The organism is Streptomyces sp. SudanB52_2052, assembly GCF_964272415.1.
In the GTDB taxonomy this organism is placed as follows: domain Bacteria; phylum Actinomycetota; class Actinomycetes; order Streptomycetales; family Streptomycetaceae; genus Streptomyces; species Streptomyces olindensis.
Window position 1 is genome coordinate 3,547,520 of the sequence record NZ_OZ186796.1, and the last position, 21,966, is coordinate 3,569,485.

Genomic DNA, 21,966 nt, shown 5'->3' on the forward strand with positions numbered 1-21,966 from the left:
GTCACGCTCCCTTCTTCGCGCGGCGTTCGGTGGGCTGGGTCACCCGGTCGAGCATCAGGCCGAGGCAGACGATCGCCACGCCGGCCACCAGACCGGTCGCCAGATCGCCCTGGGCGAGGCCGAAGACGACGTCGTAGCCGAGTGCGCCACCGCCGACCAGGCCGCCGATGACGACGACGGCGAGGACCAGGACGAGGCCCTGGTTGACGGCGAGCAGCAGGGCGGGGCGGGCCAGCGGCAGCTGGACCTGCCGCAGTTGCTGCCAGCTGGTCGCGCCGAGGGAGCCGGAGGCCTCCAGCGCGGCCGGGTCGACCTGGCGCAGGCCCTGGGTGGTGATGCGGACGACGGCCGGCAGCGCGTAGACGATCGCGGCGGCGACGGCCGGGGCGCGGCCGACGCCGAACAGGGCGACGACCGGGATCAGGTACACGAACTGCGGCATCGTCTGGAAGACGTCGAGGACCGGGCGCAGCGCCCGCTCCAGGCGGTCGCTGCGGGCCGCGGCGATGCCGACGGCGAAGCCGACGACCAGGGTGACGGCGACGGCCGCCAGGACCTGGGAGAGGGTGTCCAGGGACGGCTTCCACACGCCGAGGACGCCGATCGCGGCCATGGCGAGGACGGCGGTGAGCGCGGTGCGCCAGGTGCCGATCACCCAGGCCAGGGCGGCGACGATCAGCAGCAGGGACCACCAGGGCAGCCCCTGCAGGCCGTCGCGGACCGGGTCGAGGACCCAGGTCGTGAAGTGTCCCGCCCAGTCGGCCGTGCCGCCGATGACGGGGACGCCCGAGTAAAGGTGCGCGGTCATCCAGTCGACGGCGCGGTTGACCGGCTCGGCGATGTTGACGATCCAGGCGTCGGACCAGTCGAGGCGGCCCGCGAGCCGTCCGGCGACCGCCACGGCGACGACACCGGCCAGGGCGAGGAGCCCGCCGAGCCGGCCGCCGGACGCCGGTTCGGCGCCGAGCCTGTCGCCCGCCGCGCCGGTGACGCGGTCCAGGACGACGGCCAGCAGCACGATCGGGATGCCGGCGGCGAGCGCGGCGCCGATGTCGACCGAGGCCAGGGCCTGGTAGACGCGGTCACCGAGGCCGCCCGCGCCGATGACGGCGGCGATGACGGCCATGGACAGCGACATCATGATCGTCTGGTTGACGCCGAGGAGGAGTTCCTTGCGGGCCAGCGGGATCCGGGCGGTCAGCAGGCGCTGGCGTGCGGTGGAGCCGAGCGACGCGACGGCCTCCAGCACCTCCTTGTCGGCGCCGCGCAGCCCGAGCGAGGTCAGGCGGGCCATCGGCGGGGCGGCGTAGATGACGGTGGCCAGGACGGCCGCCGGGACGCCGATGCCGAAGACGAGGACGACCGGCAGCAGGTAGGCGAACGCCGGCATGACCTGCATGGTGTCCAGGACCGGGCGCAGCGCGCGGTCCATCCGGTCGGACAGCCCGGCGGCGAGCCCGAGCAGCGCGCCCACCACGACCGACGCGAGGACCGCGACGACCATGAGGGCGAGGGTCTGCATGGTCGGCACCCACATGCCGAGCAGGCCGCAGGCGAGGAACGCGGCGGCCGTGCCGAGTGCGAGCTTCAGGCCCGCCACCCGCCAGGCGACCAGGGCGCCCAGGGCCGTGACGCCCGCCCAGCCGATGGCCAGGAGGGTGAGGTAGACGGCCCGGACGGCGATGACGACGACGTTGCTGACGTGGCCGAAGAAGTACAGGAACAGCGGGTGGCTGTCGCGGTTGTCGATGATCCAGTCGCTGGCCTTGGCGAGCGGCTCGGAGAGGTCGACGGTCAGCGCGCCCGGCCAGGTGCCGCTGGCCCAGCGGGCGTCGGCCAGGGGGACGAGGATCGCGGCGGCCAGCGCGAGCAGCAGCAGCTTGCGGACGGCCGGGCGCTTGAGCAGTCCGGGCAGGCCGAGTCGGGGCGGATTCGCGGTGATGGTCGCCATCACACCGCCTCCTTGGGCTGGTCCGTGCCCGGCGGGGCGGGGTGCTCCGTGCCGGCGACGACGCCGAGGAGGGTGTCGGAGTCGACCATGCCCACGCACCGGCCCTGGTCCATGACCCGGGCCGGAGCGCCGGCGCGGGCGACCGCCTCGATGGCCTCGGAGACCGTCGCCTCGGGCCGGACCGCCGGTCCGCTGCCGTCCAGTTCGGCCGTGGGGCGGCGCATGGCGGTGCGGACGGTCATGACCTGCTCGCGCGGGACGTCCCGGACGAACTCGCGGACGTAGTCGTCGGCGGGCGCGCCGACGATCTCCTCGGGCGTGCCGAGCTGCACGACCCTGCCGTCGCGCATCAGGGCGATGCGGTCGCCCAGCTTGAGGGCCTCCTGGAGGTCGTGGGTGATGAAGACCATCGTGCGGCCCTCCTCGCGGTGCAGCCGGACGACCTCGTCCTGCATCTCGCGCCGGATCAGCGGGTCGAGCGCGCTGAACGGCTCGTCGAAGAGCAGGACCTCCGGGTCGACGGCGAGGGCGCGGGCGAGGCCGACGCGCTGCCGCTGGCCGCCGGAGAGCTGCCCGGGGCGGCGGTGCTCCATGCCTTCCAGCCCGACCTTGGCGACGACCGCGGCGGCCCGCTCGCGCCGCTCGGCCTTGCCCATGCCCTGGATCTCCAGGCCGTAGGCGACGTTGTCGAGGACCGTGCGGTGCGGCAGCAGGCCGAAGTGCTGGAAGACCATGGCGGCGCGGTGGCGGCGCAGTTCGCGCAGCCGGGAGCGGTCCATGGCGCGGACGTCCTCGCCGTCGATGGCGATCGTGCCGGCCGTGGGCTCGATCAGCCGGGTCAGGCAGCGCACGAGCGTGGACTTGCCGGAGCCGGACAGGCCCATGACGACGAAGACCTCGCCCTTGCGCACGTCGAAGCTGACGTCCCGGACGGCGGCGGTGCAGCCGGTGCGGGCGCGCAGCTCGGCGGCGTCGAGGGCGGTGAGTTCGGGGTCGCCCGGGACGCGGTCGGCCTTGGGGCCGAACACCTTCCACAGGCCGTCCACCGAGAAGACGGGGGTGGTGTCCATGGTCTGCTCCGTCGGGGGTTCGAGGGTCGCGGTCACTTGGCACCACCACCGATCAGCTCGGCGGCGCGCTCGCCGACCATGAGCACGCCGATCATCGGGTTCACGGTGGTCATGGTGGGGAACACGGAGGCGTCGGCGACGCGGATGCCCTCCAGGCCGCGGATGCGCAGCTCGGGGTCGACGACGGCGAGGTCGTCGTCGGGTGCGCCCATCTTGCAGGTGCCGGCCGGGTGGTAGACGGTGTGCGCGACCTTGCGGGCGTACTCGCTCAGTTCCTCGTCACCGGTGACGTCCGGGCCGGGGCAGACCTCGCGCTTGAGCCAGCCGGCCAGCGGCTCGGTCCTGGCGATCTCGCGGGCGATGCGGATGCCGTCGACGAGGGTCCTGCCGTCGTAGTCGTCCTCGTCGGTGAAGTAGCGGAAGTCCAGGGCCGGCTTGACCTCGGGGTCGGCGCTGGTCAGGTAGAGCCGGCCGCGGCTCTTCGGCTTGGGGATGTTCGGGGTCATGGAGACGCCGAACTCCGGCCGCCGGTAGCCCAGTCGCTCCGGGTTGTCCGTGAAGGGGATCTGGTAGAAGTGGAACATCAGATCGGGGTGCGGCAGTTCGGGGTCGCGGCGCACGAACAGGCCCGCGTCGGAGTCCATCGCGGAGTTCTCCGGGATGGGGCCGTTGGTCTCCCACACGATGACCGACTCGGGGTGGTCGAGCAGGTTCTCGCCGACGCCCGGCAGGTCATGGGTGACGGGGATGCCGAGCTTCTCCAGGTCGGCCTTGGGGCCGATGCCCGAGTGCATCAGCAGCCGGGGCGAGTCGACGGCACCGGCGCACAGCAGGACCTCGTTGCGGGCCCTGACGAGGATCTCCTCACCGTCCTTGGTGCGCACATGCACGCCCTCGGCGCGGTTGCCGTCGAGCTGGAGCTTGTACGCCCAGGTCTCCAGCAGGATCGTCAGGTTGGGGCGCTCGTCCATCACCGGGTGCAGGTACGCCACCGACGCCGAGGACCGCTTGTTGTTCTCGGGGTGGTAGGCGAGGTCGAAGAAGCCGACGCCCTCGGTGAACGGCTTCTTGTTGAAGCCCTCCACGCGCGGCACGCCGAGCGCCTCCTGGGCGGCGTCGACGAAGTCGCGGGCGATGGCGTTCCGGTCCTTCTCGTCGACCGGGACGATGTTGTTGAGCAGGCGCGCGAAGTACGCCTCCATCTGCACCGCGCCCCAGCCCTTGGCGCCGGCGGCCTCCCACTCGTCCCAGTCGGCGGGCAGCGGCTTGAAGGCGATGAGGGTGTTGTGCGAGGAGCAGCCGCCCAGCACGCGGGCCCGGCTGTGCCGGATGTGCGAGTTCCCGCGTGGCTGCTCGGTGGTGGGGTAGTCGTAGTCGAGCTCGCCGCCCAGCAGGCCCATCCAGCGGCGCAGGGTCAGCACGTCGTCGCGGCCCACGTCGCTGGGGCCGCCCTCGATGACGGCGACGGTGACATCGGGGTTCTCGGTGAGACGGGAGGCGATGACGGAACCGGCGGTTCCGCCGCCTATCACGACATAGTCGTACTCATGACTGGCGTGGGACATGGCGTGCTTGCTCCAGTGGGGATGAAGTGGACGAGCTCGGGGGACGGGGGGCGTCGGCCCGGGGCGCGGGGGTCGCCCCGGGGCGGGGTTCGGCGGCCCGAAGGGGGGTCAGCCCGCGAACCAGCGCACCGGCTTCGGCGCGAGGTTCTGGTAGACGTGCTTGGTCTCCCGGTACTCGGCGAGACCGGCCGGGCCGAGCTCGCGGCCCACTCCGCTCTTGCCGAAACCGCCCCATTCCGCCTGCGGCAGATAGGGGTGGAAGTCGTTGATCCAGATCGTGCCGTGGCGCAGCCGGCCGGCGACGCGGCGGGCGCGGCCCGGGTCGGCGGTCCAGACGCCGCCCGCGAGGCCGTACTCGGTGTCGTTGGCGAGGGCGACGGCCTCGTCCTCGGTGCGGAAGGTCTCGACGGTGAGGACCGGCCCGAAGACCTCCTCCCGCACGACGCGCATCTCGCGGTGGCAGTGGTCGAGGACGGTCGGCTCGTAGAAGTAGCCGTTCTCCGGGCGCTGCGGGGACGGTGCGGGGCGCTTGCCGCCGGAGCGCAGCACCGCGCCCTCCTTCAGGGCGGACTCGACGTACATCTCGACCTTGGCGCGCTGCTGCTCGGAGACCAGCGGGCCGCACTCGACGCCCTCCTCGGTGCCGCGGCCCAGGCGGATCTTCTCGGCCCGGCGGGCGAGTTCGGCCACGAACCGGTCCCGCACCGACTCCTCGATGATGAGGCGGGCACCGGCCGAGCAGACCTGGCCGCTGTGGATGAAGGCGGCGTTGAGGGCCTGGTCGACGGCGGTGTCGAAGCCCTCCTCGGTGGCGCAGGCGTCGGCGAAGACGACATTGGGGTTCTTGCCGCCGAGTTCGAGGGCGACCTTCTTGACGGTGGGCGCGGCGGCCTGGGCGACCTTGGTGCCGCTGACCAGGCCGCCGGTGAAGGAGACCAGGTCGACGTCGGGGTGCTCGGACAGCCGCGCGCCGACCGAATGACCGGGCCCGGTGACGATGTTGGCGACCCCGGCGGGCAGACCGGCCTCGACGAGCAGGTCGATCAGCGCGATGGTGGTCATCGGCGTGATCTCGCTGGGCTTGACGACGAAGGTGTTCCCGGCGGCGAGGGCGGGGGCGATCTTCCAACTGGCCTGGAGCAGCGGGTAGTTCCAGGGCGTGATCATCGCGCAGACGCCGATGGGCTCGTGCACGACGACGCTGTGGATGTCGGGCGAGCCCGCGTCCACGACCCGGCCGGGGGCCTCGCCCGCGACCAGGTCGGCGAAGTAGCGGAAGGCGTCGGCGACACAGTCGATGTCGACGCGGCCCTCCTCGACGGTCTTGCCCGCGTCCCGGGCCTCCAGCAGGCCCAGCTTCTCCCGGTCGCGCACGAGGAGGTCGGCGACGCGGCGCAGCAGCGCGGCCCGCTCGGTGACGGGGGTGTGCGGCCACGGCCCCTCGTCGAACGCCCGCCGGGCGGCGGCGATCGCCAGATCGGTGTCCTTCTCGTCACCCTCCGCGACCACGGCGAACGGCAGGGCGTCCGCGGGGTCGAGGATCTCGCGCGTGGCGCCGGAGACGGCCGCACGCCACTCCCCTCCCGCGTGGATGGTTTCGCGCGCCTGAAGTTCGGTACTTTCCGCCATGATCGCTTTTCGCCTTCCGTTCCTGATCAGCGCCTCTGTGTCACACACGTGTCATCAAGAGACCGAGTGCGCCTGCCCTACGCCCCCCGATGCATGCGCGATCCATGGCCGAAAGTGCGCTGTGTCACGGGAGATGCGGACAATCAGGGGCAAAAAACCCACTGATCCAAGGGGTGGTGCGCCGCAGACGGTCGACTCACCAGGTTCCTTTGACTAAAGTCAAAGAATATGGAGCCAGTGTCGACGGAGCAGGTGGCGGCCTTCCGCCGGTTCAACCGCTACTTCACACGCCGGATCGGTGTGCTGAACGACCACTACCTGGGGCAGGACCGCCCGCTCGGCGAGGCCCGGCTGCTGTTCGAGATCGCCGAGAGCCCGGCCGGTGTCTCCCTGCGCGAGCTCCGGAGCCGGCTCGGCCTGGACGCCGGGTACCTCAGCCGGATGGCCAAGGCCCTCCAGGCCCAGGGCATGGTCCGGCTGCGCACGCACCCGGACGACAACCGACTGCGCATGATCGAACTGACCCCGGCCGGCCGCGTCGAGGTCAAGGAGCAGAACCGCCGCGCCGACACCCTCGCCTCGGACGTGCTGAAGGGGCTGACCGCACCCCAGCGGCAGCAGCTCACCGACGCGATGGCCACCGCCCGGCGGCTGCTGCGCCTCGCGGCCATCACCGTCGAGTGGGTCGACGGCCACGCCCCGGACGCCCGCGCCTGCCTCGACGCCTACGCCGCCGACCTCGACGCCCGCTTCCCGGAGGGCTTCGACAAGGCGGACCTGGTCCGCCCCGAGCAGGTCTCCGGGGACGCGGGCGCGTTCTTCGTGGCGTACGAGGAAGGGCGGCCGGTGGGCTGCGGGGCGCTCAGGCGGCTGGAGCCGGGCATGGGCGAGATCCGCCATGTGTGGGTGCACCCGGACGCCCGCCGCCTCGGCCTCGCCCGCCGGCTGCTCGCCGCGATCGAGCGGGAGTCCCTGCGCCGGGGCTGGCACGTCGTACGGCTCGACACGCACGCCGTGCTCACCGAGGCGCGGGCGATGTACCGGGCGTGCGGCTACCGGGAGATCCCGGCGTACACCGACCACGTCTACGGCCAGCACTGGTTCGAGAAACGGCTGACCGGCTGACCCGGCTCCCGGGCGGGAAAGCCCGCAGGCCCCGTACCGGACGGAACCGGTACGGGGCCTGCGCGGCGATGCGGAGAGACTCCGGTCAGATGAGGCCGAGGCCGCGGACCGCCTCGCGCTCCTCCTCGAGCTCCTTGACGGAGGCGTCGATCCGGGCGCGGGAGAACTCGTTGATCTCCAGGCCCTGGACGATCTCGTACTTGCCGTCCTTGCAGGTGACGGGGAAGGAGGAGATCAGGCCCTCGGGGACGCCGTAGGAGCCGTCGGACGGGATGCCCATGGAGACCCAGTCGCCCTCGGCGGTGCCGTTGACCCAGGAGTAGACGTGGTCGATGGCGGCGTTGGCGGCGGAGGCGGCCGACGAGGCGCCACGGGCCTCGATGATGGCGGCGCCGCGCTTGGCGACGGTCGGGATGAAGTCCTCGGCCAGCCACTTCTCGTCGTTCACGACCTCGGCGGCGTTCTTGCCGGCGACCGTGGCGTGGAAGATGTCCGGGTACTGCGTGGCGGAGTGGTTGCCCCAGATCGTCAGCTTCTTGATCTCGGAGACCGGGGTACCGGTCTTCTTCGACAGCTGGGTCAGGGCGCGGTTGTGGTCCAGGCGGGTCATCGCCGTGAACCGCTCGGCCGGTACGTCCGGCGCGGCGGCCTGGGCGATGAGGGCGTTGGTGTTGGCCGGGTTGCCGACGACCAGGACCTTGATGTCGTCCGCGGCGTGGGCGTTGATGGCCTGGCCCTGCGGCTTGAAGATGCCGCCGTTGGCCTCCAGCAGGTCGCCGCGCTCCATGCCCTTGGTGCGGGGGCGGGCGCCGACGAGCAGACCGACGTTGGCGCCGTCGAAGGCGACGTTCGGGTCGTCCGTGATGTCGATGCCCTGCAGGAGCGGGAACGCGCAGTCGTCCAGCTCCATGGCCGTGCCCTCGGCCGCCTTCAGCGCCGGCGTGATCTCCAGGAGGCGCAGCTTCACCGGCACGTCCGCGCCGAGCAGCTGACCGGAGGCGATGCGGAAGAGCAGGGCGTAACCGATCTGGCCGGCCGCGCCGGTGACGGTGACGTTCACGGGAGTGCGGGTCATGGCGTTCTCCGTATGACAGCTGGCGGTGGGGCCGGGTTCCTGCCCCGGACGTTTGATCGATCTCTCGGCGTCAAGAGATCCATCCAGCGGTCAGGCTATCGCGCATCCGGGATCCCGGAGGGCCGGGTCGGTGTGGCCCACCCCACAGCACCCTCGGATGCCCGCGCAAAAGGCGGCCGCCCGTCCGGGAGAGAGGGACGAGGCGGCCGCCTGGGGGGAACCGACCGTGCCGGAATCCCGTGGGGGTACCGTTCGCGTGCCCGCGATTCCCGGCGGCATGCCTCCCTGTCGGAAATTCGTCCCGGACCGAGCACTTGGGGCTTCGCCCCCGGCTCCGGCTCCACGGGGCGCACTCCGGATCCGGCTGCCCGTGGGGCGCACTCAGGATCCGGCTCCGCGTGAGGCTCGCCCCGGGCCCCGGATCCGTGGGGCTCGCCCCGGCCGGGCTCGTGGAAGCTCGTTCCCGACCCGGCTTGTGGAAGCTGGCCCCCAGCCCGCTCGCAGGGTTCGTCCCGGGCCGGGCTCGTGTATCCGGTTCCGCAGGGCTCACTCCGGGTCCGGATCCGCGGTGCTTGCTCCGGGTCCGTCTCCGCGTGGGGCTCGCCCCGGGCCCGGATCCGTGGGGCTCGCCCCGGGCAGGATCCCTGGGGCTCGCCCCGGCCGGGCTCGTGGAAGCTCGCCCCCGGCCCGGCTCGTGGGTTCGTCCGCGGCCCGGCTCTGGAAACGCGTCCCCGCCCCGGCTCTGGTAACTCGTTCCCGACCCGGCTCGTGGATTCGTCCCCGCCCCGGCCCGTGCAAGCTCGACCCCGGCCCGGGCCGGCGTGCCGCCCGGGCTACTCGGTGCAGCCCTGCTGTCCGGACGCGAGCGTGGCGCAGGCCTTGGCGTCGGCGGCGGTCTTCACGGCGACCATCGGGGTGTACGCGATCGTGTCCCCGGCCGTCGTGATGCTGCCGCCCTGCTTCGCCTTGCCCGCGCTGACCTCGATCTCGTCGCCCTGCGCCGCCTGGGTTATCCGGCCCCAGGCCGCCTTGCAGGTCTCGCTGTAGCGGACCTCGACGACGGTCGTGCCGACGGTGGCGGTCTGCGCCGTGGTCACCAGGTCACCACTGCACCCCATGCTCTCCGCGTCCTTGCCGGTGCAACTGTCGCCGCTGCACTTCACGCCGGGCGGCAGATCGGGATCGGTGCTGGCGGTCGGCGCGGGCGGCTTGGCGCTGCCCTTGTTCTCGTCGTCGCCACCACCGGTGAGGTAGAACGCGCCGGCGATCACCACGAGCACGCCCACGACACCCGCGAGGAACGTCCCGGTCCGCCGCTTGCCGGCGGCGCCCCCTCCGGCACGGGCGGGCACGGCGTCCCGCGGGGGTTCGCCGTACGAGCCGACTCCGGCGCCCGGCGTCCGGGCGGGACCGCCCGGCGATCCGGCGGGGACCGCGGAGCCCGGGCCGGACCCAAATCCGCTGCCGGCGGGGCTTCCGGGGCCCGAGGCGGGCGTGGACCCGGTACCGGCGGGGCGTCCGCCCGTCGGCGAGGGGCCCTTGTACCCGGCGATGCCCCACGAGTTGACCTCGCTCGCCCCGCCCCGGACACCGTCCTCCCGCACGCCGGCGCCGGTGGAGTCCTGGACCTCGGGCGCCGTCGGCTGCGGCGGCACGGTCGGGGCCACTCCGGCCGGACCAGCGATGCCCGGCGTGACCGTGGCGCTGCCGCTCCGGCGGGCCGTCCCGCCGCCGGAGGAAGCCGTCTTGCCGTCGGCCGAGGAGCCGCCGAAGTCCTGCCCGCCGAACTCCCCGAGCGCGGCGCGCGCCTGGGAGATCCGGATGGCCTCCATCGTCATGTCGTGCCGCATCTCCGAGCGGCTCCAGGCGCGCTCGGCGAGCTCCCACATGGTCGTCAGGTGCACCGGGTTGGTCCCGGTGACCTCGGCCAGGGCGACGATCGCGCCCTTGGGCGCGAGCAGCCGGCCGTTCAGGTAACGCTCCCACGACGTCTTGCTGTAGCCCGTGCGGTCCGCCACCGACGCGATACTCAGACCGCTGCGGTCCACGAGTCTGCGCAACTGGCTGGTGAACTCCCTGATCTGTGGATCGAGCTCATCCGGCAAGGCCCTCCAACGAGGCATTGCTTCCCCCCTCTTCCCCCCGGTTCGTGCTGTTATGTCCCGCGCTGTACGCCCCGCGCGCGGCGGCCTTGGCCGAGTCCCCGTTGTGGCTACCCACAGGGATGCGCCCACTCAGGATCTCAGTTCCCTGACCGGGGGCGCACAGGAGCACGGGGACCGCGCGCGCTACACCCTGGACCGTCCCGATTGTCCACGCCAACGCCGTGTCGCACCAGTTCGTGCGAAATCGGAAGGAGGACGTACCGGAACCGTCACTTCCGTGCCACAGCGCACTGACAGCCGTTGAACAGGAAGTTCGCGGTGCACAAGGGTGGGTCGTGGGCGGCGGCCCGTCCTTCCTCGGGGGAGAGGACGGACCGCCGTCCTCGTCATTCGCTGGTGACCGTGAAGTGCAGCGTGTCCTTCAGGAACGGGATCTGCAGCCACGGCCTCGGCTGCGCCATCAGCGCCAGCATGACGATCACCAGGCCCAGCACCCCGTACGTGACGATGTCCGTGAAGCGGGAGCGGACGGCGAGCATGCCGACGTCCGGCAGCAGCCAGCGCAGCACGCCGCCGCCGAGCAGGGCAATGCCGATCAGCAGCGTCCCGAGCCGGAACTGGTCGAACGCGGTCACCAGCAGGCCCACTCCGGCCAGGCCGAGCACGGCGAGAACCGGCCACTGCCGCGCGGGCGCGGGCGCGTCACCGGAGGCGGCCCGGCCGCCGCCCTCGGGCCGCGCGGTGTCCTTGGTGAACAAGGGGAACCGCCGGGTGACCCGCCGCGGCCGCCCCTCGGCGTCGGGCGCGCTGACGGGGTCCCGGACGGTGATGTCCTCGGACGCGTCCTGCCCGCTGGGAGCCTGGTGCTCAGCCGACACTGCGCTCCGCCGCCTCCACCACGTTGACGAGCAGCTGGGCACGGGTCATCGGGCCGACCCCGCCGGGGTTCGGCGAGATGAAGCCGGCGACCTCGGCGACGTCGGGGTGGACGTCGCCCACGATCCTGCCCTCGGCGCTGCGGGAGACGCCGACGTCGAGGACGGCCGCGCCCGGCTTGACGTCCTCGGCGCGGATCAGGTGGGCGGAACCGGCCGCGGCGACGATGATGTCCGCGCGCTTCAGGTGCGCCGACAGGTCACGGGTGCCGGTGTGGCACTGGGTCACGGTTGCGTTCTCGCTGCGGCGCGTGAGCAGCAGCGGCATCGGGCGGCCGATGGTGACGCCGCGGCCGACGACGACGACCTCGGCGCCCTTGATCTCCACGCCGTACTGCCGCAGGAGGGTGAGGACGCCGTTGGGGGTGCAGGGCAGCGGCGCCGGCTCGTTGAGGACGAGGCGCCCGAGGTTCATCGGGTGCAGGCCGTCCGCGTCCTTGTCGGGGTCCATCAGCTCGAGGATGCGGTTCTCGTCGATGCCCTTGGGGAGCGGCAGTTGCACGATGTACCCGGTGCAGGCCGGGTCCTCGTTCAGCTCGCGCACGACCGCCTCGATCTGCTCCTGCGTCGCCGTGGCGGGCAGCTCCCGCTGGATGGAGGCGATGCCGACCTGGGCGCAGTCGCGGTGCTTGCCGGCGACGTACTTCTGACTGCCGGGGTCGTCCCCGACGAGGATCGTGCCGAGGCCGGGCGTGACGCCCTTCTCCTTCAGCGCCGCCACGCGGGCGGTCAGATCGGACTTGATCGCGGCTGCGGTGGCCTTGCCATCGAGAATCTGGGCGGTCATGGGCCCATCCTCGCGGATGACCCGCCCGTCGTTCCAATCCGGCCGCAATCCGGGCACCGCGGGGCCCCTCCCCCCGTATCCGCTCATGATCAGCGATGTTGCACTTGCACAACACATCGGGAATGCGGCTGGACAAGCCACTCAGTGGTGAAGAACGATGACCTGACAAGTGCCGCGGGCAGCTCAACGGGGGGACGGTCGCAATCTGAAGAACTCTCCTCCACGCGGATGCCACGCGTCGTCCCCGCACTCGGAACAACGGAGGAAAGTCCGCCATGAGCTACGGCGACCCGAACAATCCCTACGGCGCTCCCCAGGGGCAGCAGCCGCAGCAGCCGGGCTACGGCTACCCGCAGCAGCAGGGGCAGGCGCCGGGTTACGGCTACCCGCAGGCCCCTCCGGTCTCCCCCTACGGCGGTCCCCCGGCGCCGACCACGATGCCCGGCTCGGTGAGCGCGGCCCGCGTGATGATGTGGGTGATCGTCGGCCTCCAGGTCCTCGGCGTGGTGCTCTTCGCCTTCGCCGCCGCGGCCCTGAACGCCGCGAAGGACGACGAGTCCCTCAGGGACAACACCGCCTTCCAGGACCTGGTCGGTGATTCGACCGGCGTGATCTGGGGCTACGTGGTGTTCGGCGTGGCCTGGCTGGTGTTCGCGGCCGTCCTGGCGACGAAGTTCAAGAACGGCGGCAACGGCGCCCGGATCACCATCCTGGTCTTCGCCATCATCACGGCCGTCCTCGGCATCTACCCGTTCGTCATCGTGGGCCTGGTGCACACCATCCTGGCCATCCTGGTCGCGGTGTTCGTCGGCAACGCGAACGGCAAGGCCTGGTTCAACCGCCCCCGCTACTGAGCGGAGCCGGTCGACCGGACCGGTTCACGCCAATCACATCCAAGGGCCGTGTCTCACCCGTACGAGGGGGGCACGGCCCTGGTGCGTCGCCCTAGTCTGACGGTGGTAGCTGTCAGGCACGGGGAGAGCACCTTGTACAGCATCATCGTGGTACCTCCGCCGACCACGGAGGACGAGCGAAACCGACCCCAGATCAGACTCGCGCCCGGCGAACGCCTCACCTTCGGCCGGTCCGCGCACGACAACGACCTCCGCATCGCCCACGACGGAGTCTCCCGCCGGGCCGGTGAGATCACCGCGCAGGGCGCCTTCTGGATCCTGAGCAACCTCAGCCGCGAGCAGACCTACGTCGTGGAGAACCCGGAGGGCGCGGGCGAACACGTCAAGGTCGCGCCCGGGCGGCTGGACGCCCCCATCCCCTTCGAGTTCTCGCGGATCGTGCTGCCCGCCGCCGGCGACCTGCTGCCCCTGGAGGTGTGGGCGCCGCGCCACGACTACCTGAGCGGCACGGGCGGCCTCGACGGCGCCACGACCGCGCCGGCCTTCTCCGTCGACCGCACCAAGCGGTACTTCGCGGTCCTGGCCGCCCTGTGCGAACCGCGCCTGCGCGGCACCCCGCACGCGCCGCTGCCCACCGTCGACCAGGTCGCCGACCGACTGCGCCCCACCTGGCCGGCCGCGTCCCGCACGTCGGTGCAGTGGAACATCGACTACCTCGCCGTGAAGCTGCGCCTGAAGCCGGGCCCGGAGAGCGCGGATCCCGGCCCGCGGCTCAACGGCAAGAAGGAGTCCCTGGTCTCCCTGGCGCTCCGCTTCGACCTGGTCCGGGAGGACGACCTCGCCGTCCTGGCCGCCCCGCCGGGCCGGGTGACCCGGTGACCGAGCCCTACGCCGTGCCCGTGCCGAAGGGCTACCGGGTCGGCGTCTGGGAGGTGCGCGAGCCCATCGCGACCGGCGCCTTCGGCAGTGTGTACGCCGCCCGGCGCGCCGGTGACGCCCCCGGGCGGGGAGAGGGCCGCTCCCGTCCTCGCGCGGGCGAGCCGGAGCTGCCCCGGACGGCGGCCCTGAAGTTCCTGCCCACCGGCACGGCGACGCCCCGCAGGCTGAACCATCTGCGCGAGCTGATCGAGCGGGAGGTCGAGCTGTACCGGCGGCTGAGGCATCCGCGGCTGGTGCGGATGTACGAGACGCTGACGGTCGACGACCCGGACCGCCCGGAGCTGGACGGCGCCACCGTCCTCGTCCTGGAGCGGGCGCAGGGCTCCCTGTCCGCGCTGCTCACGGCCACGCCCCGCCCCGCCGCAGGGCCCGCGCTGCTCGCGCAGATCTGCGAGGGGCTGGCCCAGCTGCACAGCGCCGGCTGGGTGCACGGCGACCTGAAACCGGCCAACGTGCTGCTCATGGAGGACGGTTCGGTCCGCCTCGCCGACTTCAACATGGCCGCCGAGCTGGAGGGCACCCACGCCTACACCCCGGCCTTCTCCACGCCCGACTACACCCCGCCGGAACTGCTGTGGACCGAGATCGGCGAACGCGGCCGCCGCATCCGCCCGTCCGCCGACGTGTGGGCCTTCGGCGTCCTCGCCCACCTCGTCCTCACCGACTCCTTCCCGCTGCCCGGCGCCACCCCGACGGCCCGGCGCGACGCGGCGGCGGCCTACGCCCGCGGCACCGACGAACTGCGCCTGTCGCCCGACCTGCCCGAGGCCTGGCGGGAGATCGTCCGCGGGTGCCTGACCCGCACCCACACGGACCGCATCACCACCGATGCCCTGCTGCGCCGCGTCGAGGCGGCCACCGGCACGGGCCATCTCCCCTTCCGCCTGCCCCGGTTGCGCCCGCCCCGCCACCGCCTCCGCCGGCTGTCCCTCGCCGCGGCCGCTGCGGCCATCGCCACCGCCGCCCTGGCCTACGGCATCGGCGTCCGGGGCGACGACGCCCCGGGCGGCGGCAGCGGCGGCTCCGGCGCGACGGCGAACGTCTCCGCCGCCGCGTACGGCGCCGCCGAACTCCGCACCGACCGGGGCGTCCCGCCCGCCTACCGGCTGCTGATCGTCGAGACGGCGCACGACTGCGACCAGAAGGACGTCACCCCGGTGCTGATCGCCGCCATGCTGAAGGTGGAGAGCGACTTCGACCCGGACCTCGCCGACCCCGCCAACGACGAGTACGGCATCGCCCGCTGGACCCCGCGCGTGCTGCGCTGGTGGATGAACGAGGACGGCACCCCCGGGGAGACCGTCCCCCAACCCCCCTTCCCGCCCGCCGAGTCGATCCCGGCGATGGGCCGCTACCTGTGCTGGATCGCCCCGCGCCTGCACGAGGAACTGCCGGGCGACCGGCGGGTCCTGATCGCCGCGGCCTACCGCAGGTCGTACCGGACGGTGAACGCGGCCGGCGGCGTCCCCCCGGACGTACGCGCCTACGCCGACCGCGTCGCCCACTACCTCAAGGAGTACGCCCCGCCCGGGAAGAGGTGACCCTGAGAGGTCTGGGGTTCTCCGCCGCCCGGACCCCGGTCATCTTTCACGAACCCTTCACAGACGCGCTGTATCAGGCGCGATGCTTCGTACTCGTTCGAATACGTCCCATACCCTGCCCTTCGTCGGACAGGGGGCCGCATCCCCTGCCGTCACTGGAGGAGGGGGATGGCTCCATGTACAGCGTCATCGTCGTGCCGCCGACGGGCGGCAGCGCGCAGGGGCAGGTCAGGATCGCCCCGGGGGAACGGCTGGCGTTCGGCAGGGCCGGGACGGACGGCGGACTCACCATCGACCACCCAGGAGTGCCCCGGGTCGCCGGAGAGATCACGGCACACCGGTCCTTCTGGCTGCTGAGCAACCTCAGCGAGGACCAGACCTACGTGGTGGAGAACCCCGAGGGCGCCGGAGAACACCTCAAGATCGCGCCGGGCCGGCTCGAAGCGCCCGTGCCGTTCGAGTTCGCGCGGGTGGTCCTGCCCGCCGCGGGTGACCTGCTCAGCTTCGACGTCTGGGCCCCGCGCCACGCCTTCCGCAGCGCCGACCGCCAGGGCCTGGCCGGCCCCGTCACGGCGCCGGCGTTCGCCCTGGACCGCACCAGCCGGTACTTCGCGGTACTGGCCGCCCTGTGCGAGGCCCGGCTGCGCGGTGAACCGCACGCGCCGCTGCCCGCGGTGGAGCAGTTGGTGGAGCGGTTACGGGGCGTGTGGCCGACGGTCAGCCGGTCCGCCGTGTACTGGAACATCGACTACCTCGCGCTCAAACTCCGGTTGCGCCCCGGCCCCGACACCGCCACGCCCGGCCGCCGCGTCAACGGCAAGAAGGAGTCCCTGGTCTCCCTCGCGCTCCGCTTCGACCTGGTCCGCGAGGACGACCTGGTGGTGCTGGCCGCCCCGGCCGGAGAGGTGGTCCGATGACCGGCCGGTCGTACGCCGTCCCCGAGCGCGCTGCGCGAGAGCGGCACGGCGTGACCTGCCCGGGCCGGGGGCTGTTCTCCCTGTCAGCCGCAGGAGTGGTACTTGTACCCCGCCTGGCGCGAGTCGTCCTTGCGGTCCGGGAAGACGTACTTCCCGTCGGTGTTGCGGCTCAGGTCGAAGCTGTGCTTCTTGCCCTCGTACCTCAGATACAGCGTCCTGTTGCTGCTGGTCGACCCACCGGTCCGGTACATGTGCTTGTTGGCCCGGCTGAGGGTCTTCTCACCGACGATGCCGTCCGCGCTGACCCCCAGCTTCTTCTGCAGGTCCATGGTGGCGTAATGGGTGCGCCAACCGAAGTACCCGTCGATGTGCGACTTCTCGAAGATCTTGTTGTCGTAGTGCGTGGCGTAGGCCCCCTCTGCCCAGAGGATGCGCTGCCACAGGCACGTCGCGTTGGAGTCCCGCCAGGGGGACAGGTGGGACAGCTCGCCCTCGTCGTCCCAGTCGTCGGAGAACCTGTCGTACCCCCGCACCCACCCGTCGGACACCGCCGCCGAGGCAGGCGATGCCGCCAGTCCCAGCGAGGTGGCCATGGCTGCTCCCATGACCGCCGCGATCGCCCGTGAACGCTTCCCGTGAAAGCTCATGTGCTCCCCCCTCGTGTCGTGTTCGCCATCCGCATGGTCACCCCTGGGGTGTGCCGGGGGACCCTGAAAAGATCCAGGGTCGGTCACGGGCGCATGGATGATGAACACACGACCCTTCAACTGTCCGTATGACGTACCCGAGGAAGGTGCACACATGAGACCGACCCGTACCGCCCTGACCATCGTGGTCACCACCGCCCTTGCCCCGGCGCTCCTGATGACCGGCCCGGCCTTCGCCGCGGAGTCCGTCGCGTCGTCCGCCGTCACCGTGGCGAGCGCGGCCGGTTCCGACGACGACGACCTGTCCGACGACGACGTCCGCGTCGCGATCATGCGGATCATCGGCGACCCGAACACCGGTGGGGCCGTGTACGCCGCCGCGCAGCAGGCCATGGACGGAACCATCGACGACCAGCGGTACTTCCTGGAGACGGGCCGCTGGATCGCCCAGGCCGAGGACGATCGGGTCGCCGTCGCCCGTATCCTCGCCTCCGCCGACCCGAAGACCGACAGAGCGGTCATCCGGGAGGCCAACGAGGCCCTCGACGCCAATACCCCGCAAGCCCTGCGCGCCTTCCTGGAGACCGGCTACCGCCTGGCCGTCGCCGAGGACGACCGCGTCCGTGTCGCCCGCATCCTCGCCGACCCGACGATCAGCGACGCGCTGCGGGCCGCGGCGGAGGACGCCATCGACGGGACGCCGGAGGAGTTGCGGTACTTCATCGAGGTGGGCCAGTACGAGGTGGACGGCTAGGCCGTACTTCTGGAACGCCCTCGCTCCGCCCTCCGTTGGCGGGGCAAGGATGGTCCTCATGTCCGAGGGAGGGGACGGATTCGTGCACAGCGCGTCCGGACAGCAGCCGCACGCGGTGCCCGTACCGCGGGGCTACCGCGTAGGCCACTGGGAGGTGCGGGAGCCTCTCGGGTCCGGCGCCTTCGCGACCGTGTATGCGGGCCGGCCGACCGGCGAGGCGGATCCGGCCCTGCCGCGCCGAGCCGCCCTGAAGTTCCTGCCCACCGGCACCCGCACCCCACGCCAGCTGCGCCATCTACGCGAACTGGCCGAGCGCGAGGTGGAGTTGCTGGGCCGACTGCGCGCGCCCCGCCTCATCCGCATGCACGAAACGCTGACGGTCGACGACCCGGACCACCCGGAGCTGGACGGCGCCACCGTCATCGTCCTGGAACGGGCCGAGGGCTCCCTGGACGCCGTACTGGAACACGACCCGACACCCGAGTCGGGCCCGGCCCTGCTGGCCCAGGTCTGCGAGGGCCTGCACCAGTTGCACCACGCGGGCTGGATCCACGGCGACCTGAAACCGGCCAACGTACTGCTCATGAAGGACGATTCGGTACGGCTCGCCGACTTCAACATGGCCGCCGAACTGGAAGGCACCCACGCCTACGCACCCGCCTTCGCCACACCCGACTACACCCCGCCCGAGCTGCTGTGGCCCGAGGTCGACGAACGCGGCACGCGCATCCGTCCGACCGCCGACATCTGGGCCTTCGGTGTCCTCGCCCATGTCGTCCTGACCGGAGAGTTTCCGCTGCCGGGCGGGACGACCGAGGGGCGCGTCGACGCGGCGATGCGTTACGCACGCGGCACGGACGAACTGCGCCTGTCCCCTGAACTGCCCGAGGACTGGCGGGAGATCATCACCGACTGTCTCGCCCGCACACACGCCGAGCGCACCACCGCGGCGGCACTGCTGCCCCGCGTCACGAAGGCCGCGGGCGTCACCCCACCGGCCCGGCTCCCCCGACTGCGCCCCCGCTTCTGGCAGCGACGCCCCGTACTCACGGCGACGCTCACCTTGGCCCTGCTCATCACGACGACGTCGGCGGTCTCGGCCTACCGTCATGTCACCACGGACGATGGAACGCCGGTGTACGCGGCCCTGCCCAGAGAGCGGGCGTTCCCCACCAATGCGCGCGGCGAAGTGGTCTACGGCTACCACCGCTGCCCGGAGGACAGCGTCTGCTTCTTCAGCGAGCACAACGGCAACGGCGACATGTGCGTCTGGCAGGGCGACGACCCGGACTGGCAGTCGGGCGAGGACACCTGCACCTGGGCCGCCGACGCCCCGGTGCGTTCGATCTTCAACAACATCGACGACAGCCATGAGGAGAGTGCCGTCGCCTACTTCCGGGGCACCGACTTCTCCCCCGCGGACGCGGACCGCCGCCGCCTGGCGCAGCGCACCGGGTGCAGCGCGGTGAACAGCATGGGAAACCTGGCGGGCACGTATGCGCCGCGCTCGCACCGGCTGATCGACAGTTGCTCGTCGTTCACGGCGGTGGTGGATGTCCTGACGCCGTGGTGAGGGGTCCGGCCACAGCGACTTGGTGAGCCTCTCCCCTGACGACCCTGGAACATTTCAGGTTCATCCGCGGCCTGCCCCCACCCATGATTGCGGCGCGGACAAGCCAGAAGAGGCCCGCACGGCATAGGGAGAGCCACATGATCCAGAACCGCATGCTCCGCACCAGGGCAGCAGTCTTCGCAGGAGTCCTTACAGCAAGCCTCATGGGCGGTGCGATCGCTGCCGCACCGGCCACGTCCGCCGCCTCGTATCCGACGTGCAACGGCGTCAAGACCGTGAAGGCCGGCGGGACGGACACCGTCAAGCAGCCGTACCACAAGGGCAGCGACACCAGGAACTGCATCCTGAAGTACGGCAACGAGAGCTCGGCCGTCAAGGAGCTTCAGTTCAACCTGCTCCACTGCCACAACCTGAGCACAGGCGGGCTCGACGGCATCTACGGGGACAAGACACGTGAGGCCGTCGAGGCGGTGCAGAGGGACGCGAAGATCGACGTGGACGGGATCTACGGCCCTGACACCCGCAAGGCGATGGACTGGTACTTCTACCGGAACGGCGACCCCGGGCGCAGCTGCCTGCCCGGTAGCTTCATCGGCTGACCGGCCCCGCCCGCCATCGCACAGCCCCACTGCGCCCCCGCCTCGTTCCCGCCGCATCCAGGACGCACCCGGCGCCGGGACGATAGCCTCTCAACAACCAACTGGCTCGGTATGAGGGCACGTTGAGAAGGAAAGCAGGGCGGGGGGACCCATGACGGACCAGTCACCCGGGTCGCCGTACACACCGGTGTACGGCGGCACCGCGCTGCCGCAGGCGGGTGCCACCCCGCTGCGCCCCGCCGACCCCGGCCGCATCGGGCCCTATCTGCCCCTCGGCCTCCTCGGCAGCGGCGGCATGGGCCGCGTCTACCTCGCCCGCCCCGCCGACGGCGCCCCCGGCCTCGCCGCCGTCAAGGTGATCCGCCCCGAGTACGCCGAGGACCACCGCTTCCGGCGGCGTTTCGAGCGGGAAGCCGCCCTGCACGTCCGGGTGCGTACAGCGCGGGCGCCCCAGCTGCTCGGCACGGGATTCGACGACTCCCTGCTATGGATGGCGACGCAGTACCTGCCCGGCCTCAACCTCGCCGACGCCGTCCGCGAGTGCGGCCCGCTCGACGTCGCCGGGGTGTGGCGGCTGGTCGGTGATCTCGGGCAGGCTCTGGCAGCGCTGGCGGACGCCGGTGTGGTGCACCGGGATCTCAAGCCGTCCAACGTGATCCTCTCCCAGCAGGGCGCGCACATCATCGACTTCGGTATCGCGCGGGCCACCGACAGCAGCGTGATCACCTCGACCGGGAACCGGGTCGGCACACCCGCGTTCATGGCGCCCGAGTACCTGCGCGAGGGCCACTGCGACACCGCGTCCGACGTCTTCTCCCTCGCGGGAAGCCTGATCTACGCGGCCACGGGGCGCGCCCCTTTCGGTGACGGGACGGGCGTCGACGTGATGCACCGTGTCGCGTTCGAGGCACCCAAGTCCGAGGTCATGGCCGGACTCGCGGCCCGGGACGCCGGACTGGCCACGCTGCTTGCCGCCTGCCTCTCCAAGGATCCCGCCGACCGCCCCCTGCCTCGGCAACTGACCGAGGCCGCAGAGGCAGCCGGGGACCCCCACGCCGCCTCCTGGCACGAGCCGCTGGACGGCCGACTGCTCGCCCGACAGCAGGCCTGCGCCGCACTGGAACGATTCACCCTCCCGAAGGCCGCTCACGAGACCGTCCAGTTACGCGGACCGGCCCGGGGCACAGCAGGTCCTGCCGCCGGCCCTGACCCCGAGCAGAGTCCCGCGCGGGACGGCGGCGGGCGCACGAAACGGAAGGTGCACCTCGCCGTCGCAGCCGGTCTCACCGTGTGCGCCGTCTTTGCAGGAACCTTCTTCCTCTCCCGGCCGTCCGTCGGCGACACCGCCTCGGCCGTGCCGACAGCGGTCGCCACCAGCACCGGCGACGACGCCCGGACCTCCCCTCCGCCCGGTTCCTCCACATCACCCCCCGGCGAGGAGGAGAAGCAAGGCGCGTCGGGGGCGCGGGCGGACGAGGCGGCAACCGCTCCGAGGCCGGACGGGGGCGAAACCCGAGCCGAACCCAGCGCCGAGGCCTCCGGCGCCTCGGATGGTGGCGAAGAGGGCGGGGGCAGGGACGGAGGCGACCCGACCGCCGCACCCACCAGGACGGCTACCGCCCCCGGCGCCCCTCCCTGGATCTCCCGGTGCACGTACTACTCCGGCACCGAGCTCACCGTCCGCGGCGACAAGGGGCAGCGCGTGGTCCAGGTGCAGTGCATGCTCACCCAGCGCGGCCTCAAGGTCGGCGACGCGGGTGTGGACGGGCAGTTCGGCGGTGCCACGCAAGCCGCCGTCAAGAGGTTCCAGAGGGCCAAGGGCCTCTCCGCGGACGGCGAGGTGGGACCCGACACCTGGGCGGCGCTGCGGAGTTCGACGTAGCTCGACGTAGGCAGGGTG

General features: G+C 72.0%; 18 protein-coding genes. 9 read left to right on the forward strand and 9 right to left on the reverse strand.

Going from position 1 to position 21,966, the window contains the following annotated elements; translation table 11 throughout:
- Position 1 precedes the first annotated feature (1 nt).
- The 4 genes from ACSUPV_RS15540 to ACSUPV_RS15555 all read right to left on the reverse strand — a co-directional run bounded on the left by ACSUPV_RS15540 (position 2) and on the right by ACSUPV_RS15555 (position 6,215).
- Positions 2-1,951 carry an ABC transporter permease gene (locus ACSUPV_RS15540; RefSeq protein ID WP_436947686.1) on the reverse strand — a complete coding sequence of 650 codons (1,950 nt, stop codon included), beginning with the start codon at positions 1,949-1,951 and terminating at the stop codon, positions 2-4.
- A complete protein-coding gene (locus ACSUPV_RS15545; protein WP_051648295.1) occupies positions 1,951-3,021 on the reverse strand; it encodes a quaternary amine ABC transporter ATP-binding protein in 1,071 nt (356 codons plus the stop codon). The genes ACSUPV_RS15540 and ACSUPV_RS15545 overlap by 1 nt, the downstream gene beginning before the upstream one ends.
- Positions 3,022-3,053: 32 nt before the next feature.
- A complete protein-coding gene (locus ACSUPV_RS15550) occupies positions 3,054-4,586 on the reverse strand; it encodes a GMC family oxidoreductase (protein WP_031119902.1) in 1,533 nt (510 codons plus the stop codon).
- Between the two features lie 108 nt (positions 4,587-4,694).
- The gene (locus ACSUPV_RS15555) at positions 4,695-6,215 is read right to left on the reverse strand and encodes an aldehyde dehydrogenase family protein (protein ID WP_037757413.1); all 1,521 of its coding nucleotides are present in this window, start codon (positions 6,213-6,215) and stop codon (positions 4,695-4,697) included.
- Positions 6,216-6,443: 228 nt separating this feature from the next.
- On the opposite strand from ACSUPV_RS15555, the gene ACSUPV_RS15560 reads away from it, so the two are divergent.
- A complete protein-coding gene (locus ACSUPV_RS15560; protein WP_031119904.1) occupies positions 6,444-7,340 on the forward strand; it encodes a bifunctional helix-turn-helix transcriptional regulator/GNAT family N-acetyltransferase in 897 nt (298 codons plus the stop codon).
- A gap of 85 nt (positions 7,341-7,425) precedes the next feature.
- Here the strand turns inward: ACSUPV_RS15560 and ACSUPV_RS15565 are convergent, their stop codons facing one another.
- From ACSUPV_RS15565 to ACSUPV_RS15580, 4 genes are all read right to left on the reverse strand, one after another.
- A complete protein-coding gene (locus ACSUPV_RS15565) occupies positions 7,426-8,415 on the reverse strand; it encodes a malate dehydrogenase (protein WP_031119905.1) in 990 nt (329 codons plus the stop codon).
- Between the two features lie 833 nt (positions 8,416-9,248).
- Positions 9,249-10,520, reverse strand: a complete 1,272-nt coding sequence (locus ACSUPV_RS15570) for an XRE family transcriptional regulator (RefSeq protein WP_382612965.1) — start codon at positions 10,518-10,520, stop codon at positions 9,249-9,251.
- 386 nt (positions 10,521-10,906) lie between these two features.
- Positions 10,907-11,398: a DUF3017 domain-containing protein gene (locus tag ACSUPV_RS15575; RefSeq protein WP_037757407.1), complete on the reverse strand. Its 492-nt coding sequence runs from the start codon at positions 11,396-11,398 to the stop codon at positions 10,907-10,909.
- Positions 11,388-12,242, reverse strand: a complete 855-nt coding sequence (locus ACSUPV_RS15580) for a bifunctional methylenetetrahydrofolate dehydrogenase/methenyltetrahydrofolate cyclohydrolase (protein ID WP_031119908.1) — start codon at positions 12,240-12,242, stop codon at positions 11,388-11,390. The genes ACSUPV_RS15575 and ACSUPV_RS15580 overlap by 11 nt, the downstream gene beginning before the upstream one ends.
- 275 nt (positions 12,243-12,517) lie before the next feature.
- Between ACSUPV_RS15580 and ACSUPV_RS15585 the strand changes: the two genes are divergently transcribed.
- From ACSUPV_RS15585 to ACSUPV_RS15600, 4 genes are all read left to right on the forward strand, one after another.
- On the forward strand, positions 12,518-13,096 hold the full coding sequence (locus tag ACSUPV_RS15585) for a hypothetical protein (protein WP_359792984.1): 579 nt from the start codon (positions 12,518-12,520) through the stop codon (positions 13,094-13,096).
- A 132-nt stretch (positions 13,097-13,228) separates the two neighbouring features.
- Positions 13,229-13,975 carry an FHA domain-containing protein gene (locus ACSUPV_RS15590; protein ID WP_031119910.1) on the forward strand — a complete coding sequence of 249 codons (747 nt, stop codon included), beginning with the start codon at positions 13,229-13,231 and terminating at the stop codon, positions 13,973-13,975.
- A complete protein-coding gene (locus ACSUPV_RS15595) occupies positions 13,972-15,576 on the forward strand; it encodes a protein kinase domain-containing protein (RefSeq protein WP_359792987.1) in 1,605 nt (534 codons plus the stop codon). The genes ACSUPV_RS15590 and ACSUPV_RS15595 overlap by 4 nt, the downstream gene beginning before the upstream one ends.
- Positions 15,577-15,752: 176 nt before the next feature.
- Positions 15,753-16,493, forward strand: coding sequence for a hypothetical protein (locus tag ACSUPV_RS15600; RefSeq protein ID WP_037757398.1), 741 nt, complete (start codon positions 15,753-15,755; stop codon positions 16,491-16,493).
- 83 nt (positions 16,494-16,576) lie between these two features.
- Here ACSUPV_RS15600 and ACSUPV_RS15605 read toward each other — a convergent pair whose 3' ends face one another.
- The gene (locus ACSUPV_RS15605) at positions 16,577-17,140 is read right to left on the reverse strand and encodes a peptidoglycan-binding domain-containing protein (protein ID WP_436947689.1); all 564 of its coding nucleotides are present in this window, start codon (positions 17,138-17,140) and stop codon (positions 16,577-16,579) included.
- Positions 17,141-17,294: 154 nt separating this feature from the next.
- Here ACSUPV_RS15605 and ACSUPV_RS15610 point away from each other — a divergent pair, with 154 nt between their 5' ends.
- The 4 genes from ACSUPV_RS15610 to ACSUPV_RS15625 all read left to right on the forward strand — a co-directional run bounded on the left by ACSUPV_RS15610 (position 17,295) and on the right by ACSUPV_RS15625 (position 21,948).
- The gene (locus ACSUPV_RS15610; RefSeq protein ID WP_436947690.1) at positions 17,295-17,894 is read left to right on the forward strand and encodes an ALF repeat-containing protein; all 600 of its coding nucleotides are present in this window, start codon (positions 17,295-17,297) and stop codon (positions 17,892-17,894) included.
- A 58-nt stretch (positions 17,895-17,952) separates the two neighbouring features.
- Positions 17,953-19,467, forward strand: a complete 1,515-nt coding sequence (locus tag ACSUPV_RS15615; RefSeq protein WP_051648293.1) for a serine/threonine-protein kinase — start codon at positions 17,953-17,955, stop codon at positions 19,465-19,467.
- Between the two features lie 203 nt (positions 19,468-19,670).
- Positions 19,671-20,066 (forward strand): peptidoglycan-binding domain-containing protein, encoded by a 396-nt coding sequence (locus ACSUPV_RS15620; RefSeq protein ID WP_051648241.1) that lies wholly within the window; start codon positions 19,671-19,673, stop codon positions 20,064-20,066.
- Positions 20,067-20,217: 151 nt separating this feature from the next.
- Positions 20,218-21,948 carry a protein kinase domain-containing protein gene (locus tag ACSUPV_RS15625; RefSeq protein WP_436947693.1) on the forward strand — a complete coding sequence of 577 codons (1,731 nt, stop codon included), beginning with the start codon at positions 20,218-20,220 and terminating at the stop codon, positions 21,946-21,948.
- Positions 21,949-21,966 lie beyond the last annotated feature (18 nt).